Annotated in this window: 14 protein-coding genes and 1 pseudogene; all 15 read left to right on the top strand. The window is 65.1% G+C overall.

Going from position 1 to position 15,121, the window contains the following annotated elements; genetic code table 11:
* The first annotated feature begins 33 nt into the window (after window positions 1-33).
* A complete protein-coding gene (locus Q7V46_RS04610; RefSeq protein WP_304912341.1) occupies window positions 34-1,260 on the top strand; it encodes a trans-acting enoyl reductase family protein in 1,227 nt (408 codons plus the stop codon).
* A 268-nt stretch (window positions 1,261-1,528) separates the two neighbouring features.
* Window positions 1,529-3,262 carry an allophanate hydrolase gene (gene atzF, locus Q7V46_RS04615; RefSeq protein WP_304912342.1) on the top strand — a complete coding sequence of 578 codons (1,734 nt, stop codon included), beginning with the start codon at window positions 1,529-1,531 and terminating at the stop codon, window positions 3,260-3,262.
* 117 nt (window positions 3,263-3,379) lie between these two features.
* On the top strand, window positions 3,380-4,336 hold the full coding sequence (locus tag Q7V46_RS04620) for an ABC transporter substrate-binding protein (RefSeq protein WP_370690281.1): 957 nt from the start codon (window positions 3,380-3,382) through the stop codon (window positions 4,334-4,336).
* A 151-nt stretch (window positions 4,337-4,487) separates the two neighbouring features.
* Window positions 4,488-5,324 (top strand): ABC transporter permease, encoded by an 837-nt coding sequence (locus Q7V46_RS04625; protein WP_304912344.1) that lies wholly within the window; start codon window positions 4,488-4,490, stop codon window positions 5,322-5,324.
* A gap of 109 nt (window positions 5,325-5,433) precedes the next feature.
* Window positions 5,434-6,255 (top strand): ABC transporter ATP-binding protein, encoded by an 822-nt coding sequence (locus Q7V46_RS04630; RefSeq protein WP_304912345.1) that lies wholly within the window; start codon window positions 5,434-5,436, stop codon window positions 6,253-6,255.
* An 11-nt stretch (window positions 6,256-6,266) separates the two neighbouring features.
* The gene (locus Q7V46_RS04635) at window positions 6,267-6,470 is read left to right on the top strand and encodes a DUF4089 domain-containing protein (protein WP_304912346.1); all 204 of its coding nucleotides are present in this window, start codon (window positions 6,267-6,269) and stop codon (window positions 6,468-6,470) included.
* Window positions 6,471-6,484: 14 nt separating this feature from the next.
* Window positions 6,485-7,888, top strand: coding sequence for an AtzE family amidohydrolase (locus Q7V46_RS04640; RefSeq protein WP_304912347.1), 1,404 nt, complete (start codon window positions 6,485-6,487; stop codon window positions 7,886-7,888).
* Window positions 7,885-8,271, top strand: a complete 387-nt coding sequence (gene hpxZ / locus Q7V46_RS04645; RefSeq protein WP_304912348.1) for an oxalurate catabolism protein HpxZ — start codon at window positions 7,885-7,887, stop codon at window positions 8,269-8,271. The genes Q7V46_RS04640 and hpxZ overlap by 4 nt, the downstream gene beginning before the upstream one ends.
* A 42-nt stretch (window positions 8,272-8,313) precedes the next feature.
* Window positions 8,314-9,420, top strand: coding sequence for a BMP family ABC transporter substrate-binding protein (locus tag Q7V46_RS04650; RefSeq protein WP_304912349.1), 1,107 nt, complete (start codon window positions 8,314-8,316; stop codon window positions 9,418-9,420).
* A 123-nt stretch (window positions 9,421-9,543) separates the two neighbouring features.
* On the top strand, window positions 9,544-10,626 hold the full coding sequence (locus tag Q7V46_RS04655) for an ABC transporter permease (RefSeq protein ID WP_304912350.1): 1,083 nt from the start codon (window positions 9,544-9,546) through the stop codon (window positions 10,624-10,626).
* The gene (locus Q7V46_RS04660) at window positions 10,623-11,543 is read left to right on the top strand and encodes an ABC transporter permease (protein WP_304912351.1); all 921 of its coding nucleotides are present in this window, start codon (window positions 10,623-10,625) and stop codon (window positions 11,541-11,543) included. The genes Q7V46_RS04655 and Q7V46_RS04660 overlap by 4 nt, the downstream gene beginning before the upstream one ends.
* A 10-nt stretch (window positions 11,544-11,553) precedes the next feature.
* Window positions 11,554-12,597 (top strand): formamidase, encoded by a 1,044-nt coding sequence (locus Q7V46_RS04665; protein ID WP_304912352.1) that lies wholly within the window; start codon window positions 11,554-11,556, stop codon window positions 12,595-12,597.
* A 4-nt stretch (window positions 12,598-12,601) separates the two neighbouring features.
* Window positions 12,602-13,291, top strand: a complete 690-nt coding sequence (locus Q7V46_RS04670) for a cysteine hydrolase family protein (RefSeq protein ID WP_304912353.1) — start codon at window positions 12,602-12,604, stop codon at window positions 13,289-13,291.
* Window positions 13,288-14,856: an ABC transporter ATP-binding protein gene (locus tag Q7V46_RS04675; RefSeq protein ID WP_304912354.1), complete on the top strand. Its 1,569-nt coding sequence runs from the start codon at window positions 13,288-13,290 to the stop codon at window positions 14,854-14,856. The genes Q7V46_RS04670 and Q7V46_RS04675 overlap by 4 nt, the downstream gene beginning before the upstream one ends.
* Before the next feature lie 134 nt (window positions 14,857-14,990).
* A pseudogene (locus Q7V46_RS04680) lies at window positions 14,991-15,121 on the top strand (cysteine hydrolase); the annotation flags it as partial.

Here is a 15,121-nt window from a genome sequence, read left to right on the forward strand (position 1 = left end):
ATGCGAAGCAGGTGTTTTCTGAGAACATGCGGTATGCACAACCAACGCCTGCGACCGTTCGACCTCATTGTTTATGGCGCCACCGGCTTCACGGGGCGTCTGGTGGTCGAGTACCTGCACAACAGCTATGGGGTCGGTGGCCCGGTGAAGTGGGCCATCGCAGGGCGCAGTGCGCGCAAGCTCGCGGCGCTGCGCGACGAACTTGGCATTGCCGCCGACCTGCCGCTGCGCGTGGTGGACGCCACCGATGCAGAGGCACTGGACGATCTGGTGACACAGACCCGGGTCGTGATCACCACCGTGGGGCCATACCAGTTGCATGGTCAGACGCTCATCAACGCCTGTGCGCTGGGGGGAACCGACTATGTGGATCTTTGCGGCGAACCAGGCTGGATGGCGAAGATGATTCCGATGCTGCAGGGTCCGGCACAGAACAGCGGTGCACGCATCGTCTTTTCATGCGGCTTTGACTCGATCCCGTTTGATCTGGGCGTGCTTTTCCTCCAGCACCATGCCTTGCAGAAATTCGGCAAACCGCTGACCCGCGTGCACGGGCGCGTGAAGGTGATGAAGGGCGGTTTTTCCGGTGGCACGGCAGCGAGCCTTCTCGCCACGCTGGCCCAGGTTCGAAAGGACCCGATGCTCGCGCACGCGCTGGTGGATCCATTCGCGCTCACCCCTGGTTTCCGTGGTCCGGCCCAGCCTGACGACGAAACGGCCGCCTGGGACAGTCTGGCCGAATCCTGGACGGCACCCTTCGTCATGGCGCCCATCAACACCAAGAACGTGCACCGCACGCATGCCCTGCTTGGACACCCGTGGGGCACCGGTTTTCTCTACAGCGAACGCATGCTCACCGGCAAGGGCAGCGAGGGCGAAAACCGCGCCAGGAAGCTGGCCCGCCAGCACCGCCTGCAGAACCTCATGCTGGGTTTTGGCCCAACGCGCGCCCTGATCAAGCGCTTTGTCCTGCCCAAGCCGGGCGATGGACCCTCCCTGGAAGAACGCGAACTCGGTCATTACGAACTGCAGTTCATCGGCCGGACCGAAGACGACAAGGTGCTCAGCGCCACCGTGACGGGCGATCGGGACCCTGGCTACGGTTCCACCTGCAAGCTCATCAGCGAGACCGCGCTTTGCCTGGCCCAGCAGATCGGGCCCGACCAGACGCCTGGGGGTGTCTGGACACCCGGTGCGGCCATGGGCATGACGCTCGTTGAACGGCTCCAGGCCCGCGCCGGATTGACGTTCGAGGTTTGACCCACCCCCGCGCCGCGCTTTCAGCGCGTCACCCCCTCAAGGGGGCGATACCAGTGGCCCGGCAAAGCCGGTTCCACGGTATCTCTGGTCGGGGACATTTCGCACCGGAAAGCCCAACCAACCGCTGCACCGTGCTTCGCGCAAATCCCATCCACTGAACGGCACGGGCCATTGCCGCCGAACCGGGCGCTGGACGCACTTTCCGGACGGGGATTGATCTGGCACCCATCTTGCATGTGATCTTGTATCCAAGTTGGAATGCTTAATCATGGTGCAAGAAACAAACTCTCCTGAGACGCTTCGCTGCCCTCCTGCGCGACGGGCACCCCAGGCCTGGATCCACAAGCCTGACATTTCGCTCGCTGGCGCTGGTCAAGGTCCGCTGGTGGGCCTGCGATTTGCCGTCAAGGACAACATCGACGTCGCCGGCTGGCCAACGACGGCCGCCTGTCCGGCGTTTGTCTACACCCCCGCCGCGCACGCCAAATCGGTGCAACTGCTGCTCGGTGCTGGTGCATCATTGGTCGGCAAAACCAACCTCGACCAGTTCGCATGTGGCCTGAGCGGCACGCGTTCACCGTATGGCGCGGTGCCCAACGCCATCAACCCGCTCTATGTATCGGGCGGCTCCAGTTCGGGCTCGGCCTACGCAGTGGCCACCGGCCAGGTGGACTTTGCCCTTGGCACCGACACCGCAGGCTCGGGCCGCGTGCCCGCCGGCCTGAACAACATCGTGGGCCTGAAGCCATCGCGCGGCCTCATCAGCGCGCGCGGTGTGGTGCCAGCCGCCCAGTCGGTGGACTGCGTGTCCATCTTCACCACCACGGTGGCGCGCGCGGCCCAGGTGCTGGCGGTGGTCATGGCGCACGACCCAGCCGACCCATACTCACGCACGCTACCCATGGCCAGCGTGCCATTCGGTCAACGGTTCCGCTTTGGCGTTCCCGACACGCTCAGCTTCTTTGGCGACGCGGCCGCGAGCACCGCCTTCGACCAGGCCGTGCAGCAGTTGCAGGCCATGGGTGGTGAGGCCGTTCCGATCGACTACACCCCACTGGCCGAATGCGCCGACATGCTGTATGGCAGCGCGCTGGTATCGGCACGCTACGCCGCCGTGCGCGACTTTGTGGATGCACAGGAAGGCTCCCTGATCGAACCGGTGCGAGGCATCCTCACCTCGGGCCGCGACCACAGCGCCGCCGACCTGTTTGCCGCACAGACCCGCCTCGCCGGCCTGGCGCAGCTGGCCGCTCAGATGTGGAAGGGCATTGACCTGCTGGTGGTGCCCACGGCCCCCACCCACTACACCATCGAAGCCATGCAGGCCGACCCGGTGGTGCTCAACCGCAACCTGGGCGCCTACACCAACTTCGTCAACCTGCTCGACTACGCCGCCCTGTCGGTGCCCAGCAGCCTGCGCGCCGATGGATTGCCCTTTGGTATCACGCTGATCGGACGCTGTGGCAGTGATTGGCAACTGGCGGAACTGGGGCAGCGTTTCCACCACGCCACAGGCCTTGCGCAAGGTGCCACAGGTGTGCCGCTGCCGCCCATGCAGGTCATTCCGGGCATGCAAACCGAACCCGAGCCCAGCGTGCGGGTAGCGGTGGTGGGGGCGCACCTCTCCGGCATGCCACTCAATGGTCAGCTCACCGAACGCGGCGCCACGCTGGTGGCCCGCACACAAACAGCAGCGCTGTACCGGCTTTACGTCCTGCCCGACACCACACCGCCCAAGCCCGGCTTGCTGCGGGTGGCGCCGGGGGATGGAGAAGCGATTGAGGTCGAGGTGTGGGACATGCCCATTGAGCAATACGGCAGCTTCGTTGCACTGGTGCCTTCACCCCTTTCCATCGGCACGCTGCAGCTGGCCGATGGCAGTAGCGTGCAAGGTTTTCTGTGCGAGCCAATGGCGCTGCAGGGTGCCACCGACATCACACCGCTGGGCGGCTGGCGCGCTTACATCGCATCGATCGCGCCGCAGCAACTGGCGTTTCCCTGAAACGCTCCCATTGTTTTTTCCGTTTCTTTCAACCTGCAGGAGTTCTCCATGAAGCCAACCATCCAAACCCTGACCGCCGCCACACCCGCTTCTCCCCGCCGGCGCAACGTGCTGCAGATGGGTGCCGCCAGTGCGGCACTGGGCCTGCTGGGTGCACCCGTTGTGCTACACGCACAGACCGGACCCAAGATCCGCATCGGCTACTGGCCCATTGCGGCCGGACTGCCGTTCTATTCCGCGGTGGAACTCGGCTATTTCAAGGAAGCCGGTCTGAACGTGGAAGTGCTGCGCTTCGCTGGCGCCCAGCAGATCATGGAGGGCATGCTGTCTGATCGCTGTGATGGCAGCGCCAACGGTACCGGTTCGGCCAACATCGCCATCGGCGAACTGGCACAGCCGGGCACTTTCAAGATTTTCTGCTCCAACCCGAGCAATGTGGACAACGTGCTCGACGAGATCATCGTGCCCGTGGCCAGCCCGGCCAAAACCATCGCCGACCTCAAGGGCAAACGCATCGCATCCGGCCCCGGCATCCAGAACGTGACGCTGGCCAGAACGGTGCTGGAGCGCGGCGGCGCCACCGGCGCCACCGTGGTGGAACTCCCCATCGGGCAGCATGTGGCGGCCCTCGCTGCCGGTCAGATCGACGGCGCCTACACCCTGGAACCCACCGGGACCATCGGCCGCCTGAACGGCACCAGCCGCGTGCTGGAAGCCGGCGTGATCTCGCACTATGTGTTGGGTGATCCCAAGGCGCCCTGGTTTGGCGGCTCGGCTTCGCTCACGAGCACCTTCATCACCAAGCACCCGGAAGAAGCCAGGAAGTTCATCGCCGCCTATGGCAAGGGCGTGGCCTATGTGCGCAGCAAGGCCACCGAGGCACGCCAGTTCCTCAAAACCTACACGCCCATCGAAGGTGCGCTCACCAGCGAAGTGCCACTGGCGGCATACACCATGTACAACGAATTCACCCCGGCGGACGTCGCGCACTTCCAGAAGTTCTTCGACCTGTTTTCGGACAAAGGCATCTTCAACAAGCGCCTGATGGTCGACTCCATGCTCTACAAGGGCTGAACCTGAACCACCCCCGCGCCGCTTCGCGTCTCCCCCTCAAGGGGGCGGCACTGGCCGTCCGGCAAAGCCGGCCCGGCGGTGCCCCTGGACTGAACGGTTTCATGCGACATGAGTGGTGCTCCGGCGACATCGAACAACCAAGTTGAAACACATGACCACACCGAATACCACCCAAAGCGCACCCAACGCCTGGGTTCCACCGGCATCCAGCGATGCGTCTTCTGCACCTCGCAAGGCCGACTGGGGGCGGGCCCTGCCCTTCGTGGGCCCGGTCGCACTCTTCATCATCTGGGATCTGGTCGTGCGCCTGGGCTTCATCAAGCCCATATTGCTGCCCCTGCCCATGGATGCCCTGGGTGCGTTGTTCTCCGGCCTGGCCGGTGGACCGCTGTTGAACGACTTTCTGGTGACAGTGTGGCGCACGGTGCAGGCCTTCATGATCGCGGGCCTTGTGGGCATGCCGCTGGGTGTGCTCCTGGGCAGCAACGAAAAGGCCTACCGCAGCGTGGAATTCCTGATCGACTTCTTCCGCTCCACGCCCTCCTCCGCACTGATTCCACTGTTCCTCATGATCTTCGGCGTGAGCGACATCAACAAGGTCGCCATCGCTGCCTTCGGCGCCCTGCTGATCGTGATCTTCAACAGCGCCTACGGCGTGATCAACGCGCGCAAGCAGCGCGTGATGGCGGCCAAGGTGATGGGCGCCACACGTTGGCAGGTGTTCAAGGACGTGCTGATCTGGGAAAGCCTGCAGCCCAGCTTCGTGGGCCTGCGCTCCGCCGTGTCCATGGCGCTGGTGATCGTGATCGTGGCAGAGATGTTCATCGGTGCCGACAGCGGCCTGGGCAACCGCATCATCAATTCGCAGCAGGTGATGAACGTGAAGGACATGTATGCGTCCATCCTCGCGGCTGGTGCGCTTGGGTACGCGCTGAACGTCTTCTTTCTGCTGATCGAACGCAAGATTGTTCACTGGAGTGGAAGGTAATGAAACATCCCCGCCGCGCAACGCGCGACCCCATCAGCGGGGCGATGCCAGCGACCCGGCAAAGCCGGTTCCGCAGCATCCCTGGTCTCTCCCTCCGACTGGAGCTTCTATGTCCGTTGTCCTGAATGCACCCGTGATCGCCGATGTACCGGTGCCGGAATTCAAACCCGGCCCGGCCGGCACACACATCACCATCCGCGGTCTCACCAAGTACTTCGCGGGCTGGCCGCTGTACGAAAACTTCGACCTCGACATCCCCAAGCACAAGATCGTGTCCGTCTTCGGGCCGAACGGCTGCGGCAAGAGCACGCTGATCAACATGATCGCGGGCCTGGTGCCCATTGATTCGGGCGAGATCCTGTTCGATGGCAAAAGCCTGAAGGACACCAAGATCGGCTACGTGTTCCAGAACTACCGCGAAGCCATGTTTCCGTGGATGCGCACCATCGACAACATCGCCTACCCGCTCAAGCTCGAAGGCAAGAGCAAGGCCGAGGTCGATCGGCGCATGGCGGAACTGGTGGCTTCGTTCGATGTGAAGTTCGACCTCAACCGCTACCCCTACGAACTTTCGGGCGGGCAGCAGCAGACGGCGTCCATCATGCGCGCACTCGCACCCAACCCGGAGGTGCTGTTCCTCGACGAGCCGTTCTCTGCACTGGACTTCGAGATGACACTGTTCATCCGCGAAAAGCTGCAGGAAGTGTTCATGCAGACCGGCACCACCATGATGCTGGTCTCACACGATCTGGAAGAAGCCGTCTACCTGGCCGATCAGGTGCTTCTCCTCACCAAGCGGCCCACCAAGATCGCCGAAATCCTGCCCTACGACGACCCACGCCCGCGCACCGTGGCCACGCTGTCGGAGCCCAGCTTCATCGCTGCGAAGAAGCGCAGCCTGGAAGTGTTCCAGCGCGAAGTCCGGCGGTAAGAAGGCCAGCGATGAATGACGCACAAACCCTGGCCTATGTGCAGGCCGCCGCTGTGGCAGTGAACCTTCCGCTGAACGACGAGCAGGCGGCTCGCGTCGCCGTGCACCTGCAGCGCACCGCCGGCATCGCCGCTGTGCTCGACGCCTTTCCGCTGGCACCGCACGACGAACCGGCCGAACTGTTCCACCCTGCTCCGTTCGACCGGCCGCGCTGACCGGAGGCCCGCCCATGTCCATGCCTTCACTTTCCCAGACAGCCCAGGCCGTCGCCAGCGGCGAGCGCAGCGCCACTTACGTGCTGGAAGCCTGCATCGCCCGCATCGAAGCCACCGAGGCGCGCGTCAACGCCTTCACCGGCACCCGCTTCGACGCCGCCCGCGCACAGGCGCAGCGGGTGGATGCACAACGCGCACGCGGCGAACCGCTCGGCCCATTGGCCGGTGTGCCGTTCGCAGTGAAGAACCTGTTCGACATCGCTGGTGACGTGACACTGGCCGGCTCCAGGGTGAACCGAAGCCACCCGACGGCCACCACCGATGCGGTGCTGGTGCAGCGCTTGCAGGCCGCTGGTGCAGTGCTGGTGGGCTCGCTCAACATGGACGAATACGCCTACGGATTCACCACCGAGAACACCCACTACGGCCCCACCCGCAACCCGCACAACCTGGAATGCGTGGCTGGCGGTTCCTCCGGTGGTTCGGGCGCGGCGGTGGCCGCTGGCCAGGTGCCTCTCACGCTGGGCTCCGACACCAACGGCTCCATCCGTGTGCCTTCATCGCTGTGCGGCGTGTGGGGGCTCAAGCCCACGTTCGGGCGCCTGTCGCGACGCGGCAGCTTTCCCTTTGTGCACAGCATCGACCATCTGGGCCCGTTTGCCAGCGACCTGGCCGGCCTGGCCCTGGCCTACGATGCTCTTCAGGGCCCTGACCCGCTGGACCCAGGCTGCTTTGCCACCGCCGCCGAACCCGTGTCCCCCTCACTGGGCCAGGGCATCAAAGGCCTTCGCATCGGGGTGCTGGGTGGCTATTTCACCGAACACGCCACGGCGCCGGCGCAGCAAGTCGCGACACTGGCTGCAGAAGCGCTGGCTGCACACACCACAGTCCGTCAAGGCATCGAATGGCCCGACGCAGCGCAGGCTCGCGCAGCCGCCTTCATCGTCACCGCCAGCGAAGGTGGAAGCCTGCACCTGCCGGCGCTGCGCACCCAGGCGGCCGACTACGAACCTCTGTCGGTAGACCGACTGATTTCGGGAGCGCTGCAACCCGCCACATGGTACGCACGCGCGCAGCGCTTCCGCCGCCTCTACCGCGACAAGGTCAATGCGCTGTTCCGCGACTGGGACGTTCTGCTGGCGCCTGCCACGCCGGTGGCCGCCACGCCCATCGGTACCGAATGGATCGAGATCAACGGCGCCCGCTTTCCCTGCCGGCCCTCCATGGGCCTGCTCACCCAGCCCATCTCGTTCGCTGGTTGCCCGGTGGTGGCCGCGCCGCTGTGGCCATCAGGTACGGGCGGCCTGCCGATTGGTGTGCAGTTGATCGCAGCCCCCTGGCGCGAAGACCTGGCACTGCGGGTAGCACAGGTGTTGGCAACCTCGGGAATTGCCCAAGTGAAGGAAACCCATCTGTGATCAAAGAAACTGAAATCAACCTGCCCGAGGTGCTGGCAGAGGTGACCGCTGCCTTCGAGCGCTACGAAGTGGCGCTGGTCACCAACGATGTCGCCGTTCTCGACGAACTGTTCTGGAACAGCCCGCACACGCTGCGCTATGGCGCCACCGAGAACCTCTACGGCTATGACGCGATCTGCGAATTTCGCGCCAGCCGCCCTTCCGCCGGTCTCACCCGCACTCTGGGTCGAACCGTCATCACCACCTACGGCTGCGACTTCGCCACCGCCAACACCGAGTTCGTGCGCGCCGGCAGCGACCGCACTGGCCGCCAGAGCCAGACGTGGTTGCGCACGCCCGATGGCTGGCGCGTGGTCTCCGCCCACGTCAGTCTTCTTGCCTGATTCCGTTTTCCGTCCCCTCCACCCACCTCCAGGAGCCTTTCCATGAGCCACTTCCTCTCCAACCGCCGCGACACCCTCAAGACACTGGCCGCACTCGGCGCTGTAGCCTCCAGCCCGCTGGCGTTCGCACAGAAGCCCATCACGGTGGGTGTGATCTATGTGGGCCCGCGCGATGACTACGGGTACAACCAGGCGCACGCCGAAGCGGCGGCCATGCTGAAGAAGATGGCCGGCGTGAAAGTGGTGGAGGAAGAGAACGTGCCCGAGACCGCCGCTGTGCAGCGCAGCATGACCGGCATGATCGCGCAGGACGGCGCCGAACTGGTGTTTCCGACTTCCTTCGGCTACTTTGACCCGCACATGCTGGCCGTGGCCGGCAAGTTCGACAAGGCCCGTTTCGCCCACTGCGGCGGCATGTGGACCGAGGGCAAGCACCCGAAGAACACCGCGAGCTTCTTTGGCTACATCGACGAATGCCAGTACCTCAACGGCGTGATCGCCGGGCACATGAGCAAGAGCAAGAAGATCGGCTTCATCGCCGCCAAGCCGATTCCGCAGGTGCTGCGAAACATCAACGCCTTCACCATGGGCGCTCGCTCGGTCGACCCCAGCATCACCACCAACGTGATCTTCACCGGTGACTGGTCCATGCCTGTCAAGGAAGCCGAAGCCACCAACAGCATGGCCGACCAGGGCGTGGACGTGTTCACCATGCACGTGGACGGTCCCAAGGTGATCGTGGAGACCGCGGCCAAGCGCGGCAAGATGGTGTGCGGCTACCACGCCAGCCAGGCCAAGCTGGCACCGCAGGCTTACCTCACCGGCGCCGAGTGGAACTGGCTCACCGCCTACACCGCCTTTGTGGAGGCCGCGCGCAGCGGCAAGCCGCACCCGAACTTCGTGCGCGGTGGCTTGAAAGAAGGCTTCGTGAAACCATCGGCCTACGGCCCCATGGTGACCGATGCGGCCAAGAAGCAGGCCGACGGCATCAAGGCCCAGATGATGGCCGGCAGCTTCGACATCTTCAAGGGCCCGCTCAAGGACAACAAGGGGGCGACCATCATCCCGGCGGGCAAGGCGTTCAAGCAGACGGATCTGGAGCTCGAAAAAATGAACTACCTGGTTGAGGGCGTCCAGGGTTCCGTCTAGATATAGAGAACACCACCGAAGCGCCTTCGGCGCCTCCCCCTCAAGGGGCGCCACCCGCGGCCCGGCAAAGCCGGTTCCGCGGTGGCCTATGAAAAAAGCCCGCTCGCCAGAGTGATCACCCCGATGAACAACGCCACGCTCAACTTCGCCCTGCCCACCGGCGCCATTCTCGCGGCCCTGCTGCTGTTTGGCCTGTTCGTGTCGTTCGCCGGCGTGAACCCGGTGGAGGTGTGGGTACTGTTGTTCAAGGGTGCTTTCGGCGACTGGTATTCGTGGCAGAACACGCTGCAGCGCGCCGCGCCGCTGATGCTCACGGCCTTGTGCGTGGCCATTCCGGCGCGAGCGGGGCTCACCGTGATCGGGGGTGAGGGTGCGCTGGTGCTGGGCGGGCTGGCCTGTGCGGCGCTGGCGCACGCGGTGCCGCTGCCGGCCAATGCGGTCGGCACGGTGGCGGTGTGTGTGGCGGGTGCGGTGGCGGGCGGGTTGTGGATCGCGTTGGCCGGCTGGCTTCGCCAGTACCGGGGCATCAACGAAACCATCAGCAGCCTGCTGCTGGCCTATGTGGCCATCGGCCTGTTCAAGCACATTGTGGAAGGGCCGTTGCGCGACCCGGCCAGCCTGAACAAACCGTCCACCCCTGCGCTGGACGAGGGCCTGCTGATCGGCACCATCGGCGGGTCCGACGTTCACTGGGGCCTGGTGATCGGCGTGGTGGTGTGCGTGGTGGCGGGGCTTTGGCTGCGGCTCACACCTTCGGGTTTTGCGGTGCGTGTGGTGGGGGGCAACCCGCGCGCCGCGCAGCTGGTGGGCCTGCCCGCCACTCGGCTGGTGGTGCTGGCCTGCGCACTGGGTGGCGCGGCCGCCGGGCTGGCCGGGGCCATTGAAGTGGCCGCCGTGCACACCAGTGCCAACGCCGCCCTGATCGCCGGCTATGGCTACGCGGGCATCCTCGTGTCGTTCATTGCGCGGCACAACCCGCTGGCTGTCGTGCCGGTGGCCATCATCTTCGGTGGCTTCGGTGCCGCTGGCAGCCTGCTGCAACGCCGACTGGGCCTGCCCGACGCTTCCGTGCTGCTGCTCCAGGGCATCGCCTTTGTGCTGATTCTGGCAAGCGAAGCGCTGCGCGACACCGACTGGAAGGCCCTGCTCGCGCGCCTCACGCGCATCCAGCCGGTGGAGCCTGTGCCACAGGGGGAAAAAACATGACCGCAGACCAGTTGATCATTTTCCTCTCTGGCATCGTCGGTGGAGCCCTTCGCGTGGGCGTGCCCTTCCTGTTCGTGAGCCTGGGCGAATGCCTGACCGAAAAATCAGGCCGAATCAACCTCGGCCTGGAGGGCGTGCTGGTGCTCTCCGCCATGACGGCGTTCGGTGCCTCCTACCTCAGCGGTTCGCCCTGGATAGGCGTGCTTGCCGGCGCCTCTGCGGGCGCCTTGCTGGCTGCGTTGCACGGCGTGCTGTGCTCACTGCCGCGTGTGAACGACATCGCGACCGGTATCGCCCTCATGCTGCTGGGCATGGGCTTGGCGTTCTACCTGGGCAAGCCGCTGATCCAGCCGCAGGCGCCGCAATTGCCGGCACTCTCGCTGGGCGGCTGGAGCGATTCGGCGGCGGTGCGATCGGCGCTGGAAGTCAATGCACTACTGCCCATCGGGGTGGTGGTGGCACTGGTGATGGGCTGGGCATTTGCCAACACCCGCCTGGGCCTGCTGGTGCGCATGGCGGGCGACTCGGCCAACGCCACACGTGCGCTGGGTTATTCGGTGTCCGGCATCCGCATCGCGGCCACCATGGCCGGCGGCTTCATCGCTGGTCTGGGTGGCGCTTCGCTCACCTTGTTCTACCCCGGCAGCTGGAACGAAGGCATCTCCAGCGGCCAGGGCCTGATTGCGGTGGCGCTGGTGATCTTTGCGCGCTGGAGCCCGTTGCGCTGCGTGGGCGCTGCCCTGCTGTTTGGTGGTGCGGGCGCCATCGGCCCGGCGCTGCAATCGGTCGGCATCGGCTGGGGCTACCACCTGTTCAACATCGTGCCGTATGTGCTCACGCTGCTGATTCTTGTGATCACCTGCCGGCCCGGTGTAGTGGTGCCAGGCAGTCCCGGCGAACTTTCCTCGACAAGATAGGAGTCAACACATGAGCGGATTGGGCGGTCTCAACAAATCGAAACACGGCGTGGTCGTGGGCCTGGTGCAGTTGCAGTTGCCGGTGGTGGAAACGCCCGCGCAACTGGCGACACAGACCCAACGTATCTGCGACATGGTGGCCAAGGCGCGGCGCAACCAGGGCACCATGGACCTGGTGGTGTTTCCGGAATACGCGCTGCACGGCCTGTCCATGAGCACGGCGCCCGAACTCATGGTTTCGCTCGACGGTCCAGAGGTAGCCGCTTTCAAGCAGGCCTGCGTGGACCATTCCATCTGGGGCTGCTTCTCCATCATGGAAGCCAACCCAGGCGGCAACCCGTACAACAGCGGGCTCATCATCGACAACACCGGTGCCATCAAGCTGTACTACCGCAAGCTGCACCCCTGGGTGCCGGTGGAACCCTGGGAGCCAGGCAACCTGGGCGTGCCGGTGTGCATTGGTCCCAACGGCAGCAAGCTCTCTCTCATCATCTGCCACGACGGCATGTTCCCTGAAATGGCCCGCGAGGCCGCGTACAAGGGCGCGGAAATCATCCTGCGCACCGCCGGCTACACCGCCCCCATCCGACACGCCTGGAAGATCACCAACCAGGCCAACGCTTTCCAGAACCTGGCCATCACCGCCAGCGTGTGCCTGTGCGGCAGCGACGGCAGCTTCGACTCCATGGGCGAGGGCATGTTCTGCAGCTTCGACGGCACCGTGATCGCCGAGGGCGGCGGGCGCGTCGACGAAATCATCACCGCGGAACTGCGGCTCGATCTGGTGCGCGAAGCGCGCCAGGGCTGGGGCGTGGAGAACAACATTTACCAGCTCTACCACCGGGGCTATGTGGCGGTGAAGGGTGGCGCACAAGACTGCCCATACACCTACATGCACGACATGGCCGCCGGCACTTACGAGTTGCCGTGGAAGGTGGACGTGACCGACGGCACACCCTGCGGATTCGACGCGCCCACGCGCAGCTATAAGGGTCCCGAGGCGCATCCGCTGGTGCCTGACGCTGCCGTGTTGCCGATCAAAAAGGTGGCCTGAGATCATGGAACGCTTCATCGAAGCCAACCCCTACGCCTGGCCCTACAACGGCGATCTGCGGCCGGAGAACACCGCGCTGATCGTCATCGACATGCAGACCGACTTCTGCGGCGTGGGCGGTTACGTGGACAAGATGGGTTACGACATCTCGCTCACGCGTGCACCCATCGCACCTTTGCAGACGCTTATGGCTGAAATGCGCAAAGGCGGCTACACCCTCATTCACACCCGCGAAGGCCACCGGACCGACCTCTCCGACCTGCCGGCCAACAAGCGCTGGCGTTCGCGCCAGATCGGCACCGACGGCGTGGGAATTGGCGACGACGGACCCTGCGGGCGCATTCTGGTGCGCGGCGAACCGGGCTGGGAGATCATCCCGGAACTCGCCCCCCTGCCGGGTGAAGCCATCATTGACAAGCCGGGCAAGGGCTCGTTCTACGCCACGGACCTGGAGCTGCTGCTGCGCACGCGTGGCATCAGCAACCTGATCCTCACCGGCATCACCACCGACGTGTGCGTGCACACCACCATGCGCGACGCCAACGACCGCGGTTTCGAATGCCTGCTGCTTTCGGACTGCACCGCCGCCACCGACAAGGGAAACCACGCGGCCGCGCTGAAGATGATCACCATGCAAGGCGGCGTGTTCGGTGCACATGCCACCTCCACCTCCGTGCTGGAAAGCATTGCATGAACGAAGAAAAAGCCCCTATCGGCGGCCTGCCGACGCACACCGGCGCACTGGCGCTGGACACCTACGAGATGGGCATGCGCTTCGGTAGCTTCCAGGCGCTGCAGGGCGTGAGCATGAAGGTGGCACCCGGCACGGTGCACGCCCTCCTGGGCGAAAACGGTGCCGGCAAGAGCACGCTGGTGAAGTGTGTCGCGGGCTTCCAGCGGCCCACCTCGGGCAGCATTCTGGTCGACGGGCGCGAACAGGCCATCCCCAACCCGGTGGTGGCGCGCACGCTGGGCATCGGCATGGTCTACCAGCATTTCACCCTGGCGCCCGGCATGACGGTGGCTGAAAATCTGTTGCTCGCCGGTGGCAAGACGCCGGCCGTCATCGACTGGAAACGCCAGCGCGCCGAACTGGCACAGTTCCTGAAAACCACGCCCTTCCAGCTTGACCTGGACGCGCGCCCACAGGAGCTGGCCGCAGGCGAAAAGCAGAAGCTCGAACTGCTCAAGCAGCTCTACCTGAAACCCCGCTTGCTGATCCTGGACGAACCCACCTCGGTGCTCACCCCCCAGGAGGCCGATGAGGTGCTGGGCCATGTGCGCGAATTCGCGCGCAGCGGCCAGTGCACCGTGCTCATCATCACGCACAAGTTCCGCGAAGTGATGGCCTACGCCGACGACGTGACCGTGCTGCGGCGCGGGCAGGCGGTGCACCACTGCGCTGTGGCCGGTACCACACCCGCCTTGCTGGCACAGGCCATGGTGGGCGATTCTGCTGCTGCCAGCGAGAGCAGCGCCGCAAGAGCGGCTGGCGCCACCAGTGCTTCAGCCACCGCTTCGCTGGTGGTGAACGGCCTGAAAGTGATGGGCGACCGCGGCGCGCTGGCGGTGCAAGACCTGAGCCTGGCGGTGAGTGCCGGCGAGATCCTGGGCGTGGCCGGTGTTTCAGGCAACGGCCAGCGCGAACTGGTGGAGGCCCTGGTGGGCCAGCGCGCACGGGCGGCCGGCACCGTGACAGTGCAAGGCCAGCCCTACGCGGCCCGGCGCGAAGAGAACCACGCGCTCAAGGTGCGCAGCCTGCCCGAAGAACCGCTGCGCAATGCCTGCGTGGGCGAGCTGTCGGTGGCCGAAAACATGGCCCTGCGCGATTTCGACCGCGCCCCGCTGTGCAGCGCAGGCCGCCTGCGATTCGGCCAGTGGCGCAGCCGGGCGCGCGAATGGATCACCGCCTACGGCATCAAGACCCAGGGCGAAAACGCACCCATCCGCAGCCTCTCGGGCGGCAATGTGCAGCGTGCCGTGCTGGCGCGCGAGCTGCACGGCGACATCAATGTGCTGATCGCGGCCAACCCGGTGTTCGGCCTGGACTTCGCCGCCGTCAAGGAAATCCACACCCGCCTGCGCGGCGTGCGCGACCAGGGCGGCGCCGTGCTGCTCATCAGCGAAGACCTGGACGAACTGCTGGAACTGGCCGACCGTATCGTGGTGATGAGCGAGGGGCGCATCGTGTTCGAGACGCCTGGCGCTGGTGCCGATAGACAGACACTGGGCGCCCACATGGGCGGAGGCGGCCATTGAAATCACCCCCGCGCCGCCTTCGGCGTCACCCCCTCAAGGGGGCGATGCCAGTGGCCCGGCGAAGCCGGTTCCACGGCATCTCTGGACTGGGAAATTTCACTCCGGACGAACGTTCTCTTTAAACCCAAGTACCCATGTTGATCGATGCCCAACCCTTCCCCTTTGATTTCGAGCTGGCGCATACCGCGCTGGTGATCATCGACATGCAGCGCGATTTCGTCGAGCCCGGTGGCTTTGGGGAAACGCTGGGCAACGACGTGTCGCT

This window comes from Hydrogenophaga sp., assembly GCF_030651625.1.
GTDB lineage: Bacteria > Pseudomonadota > Gammaproteobacteria > Burkholderiales > Burkholderiaceae_C > Hydrogenophaga.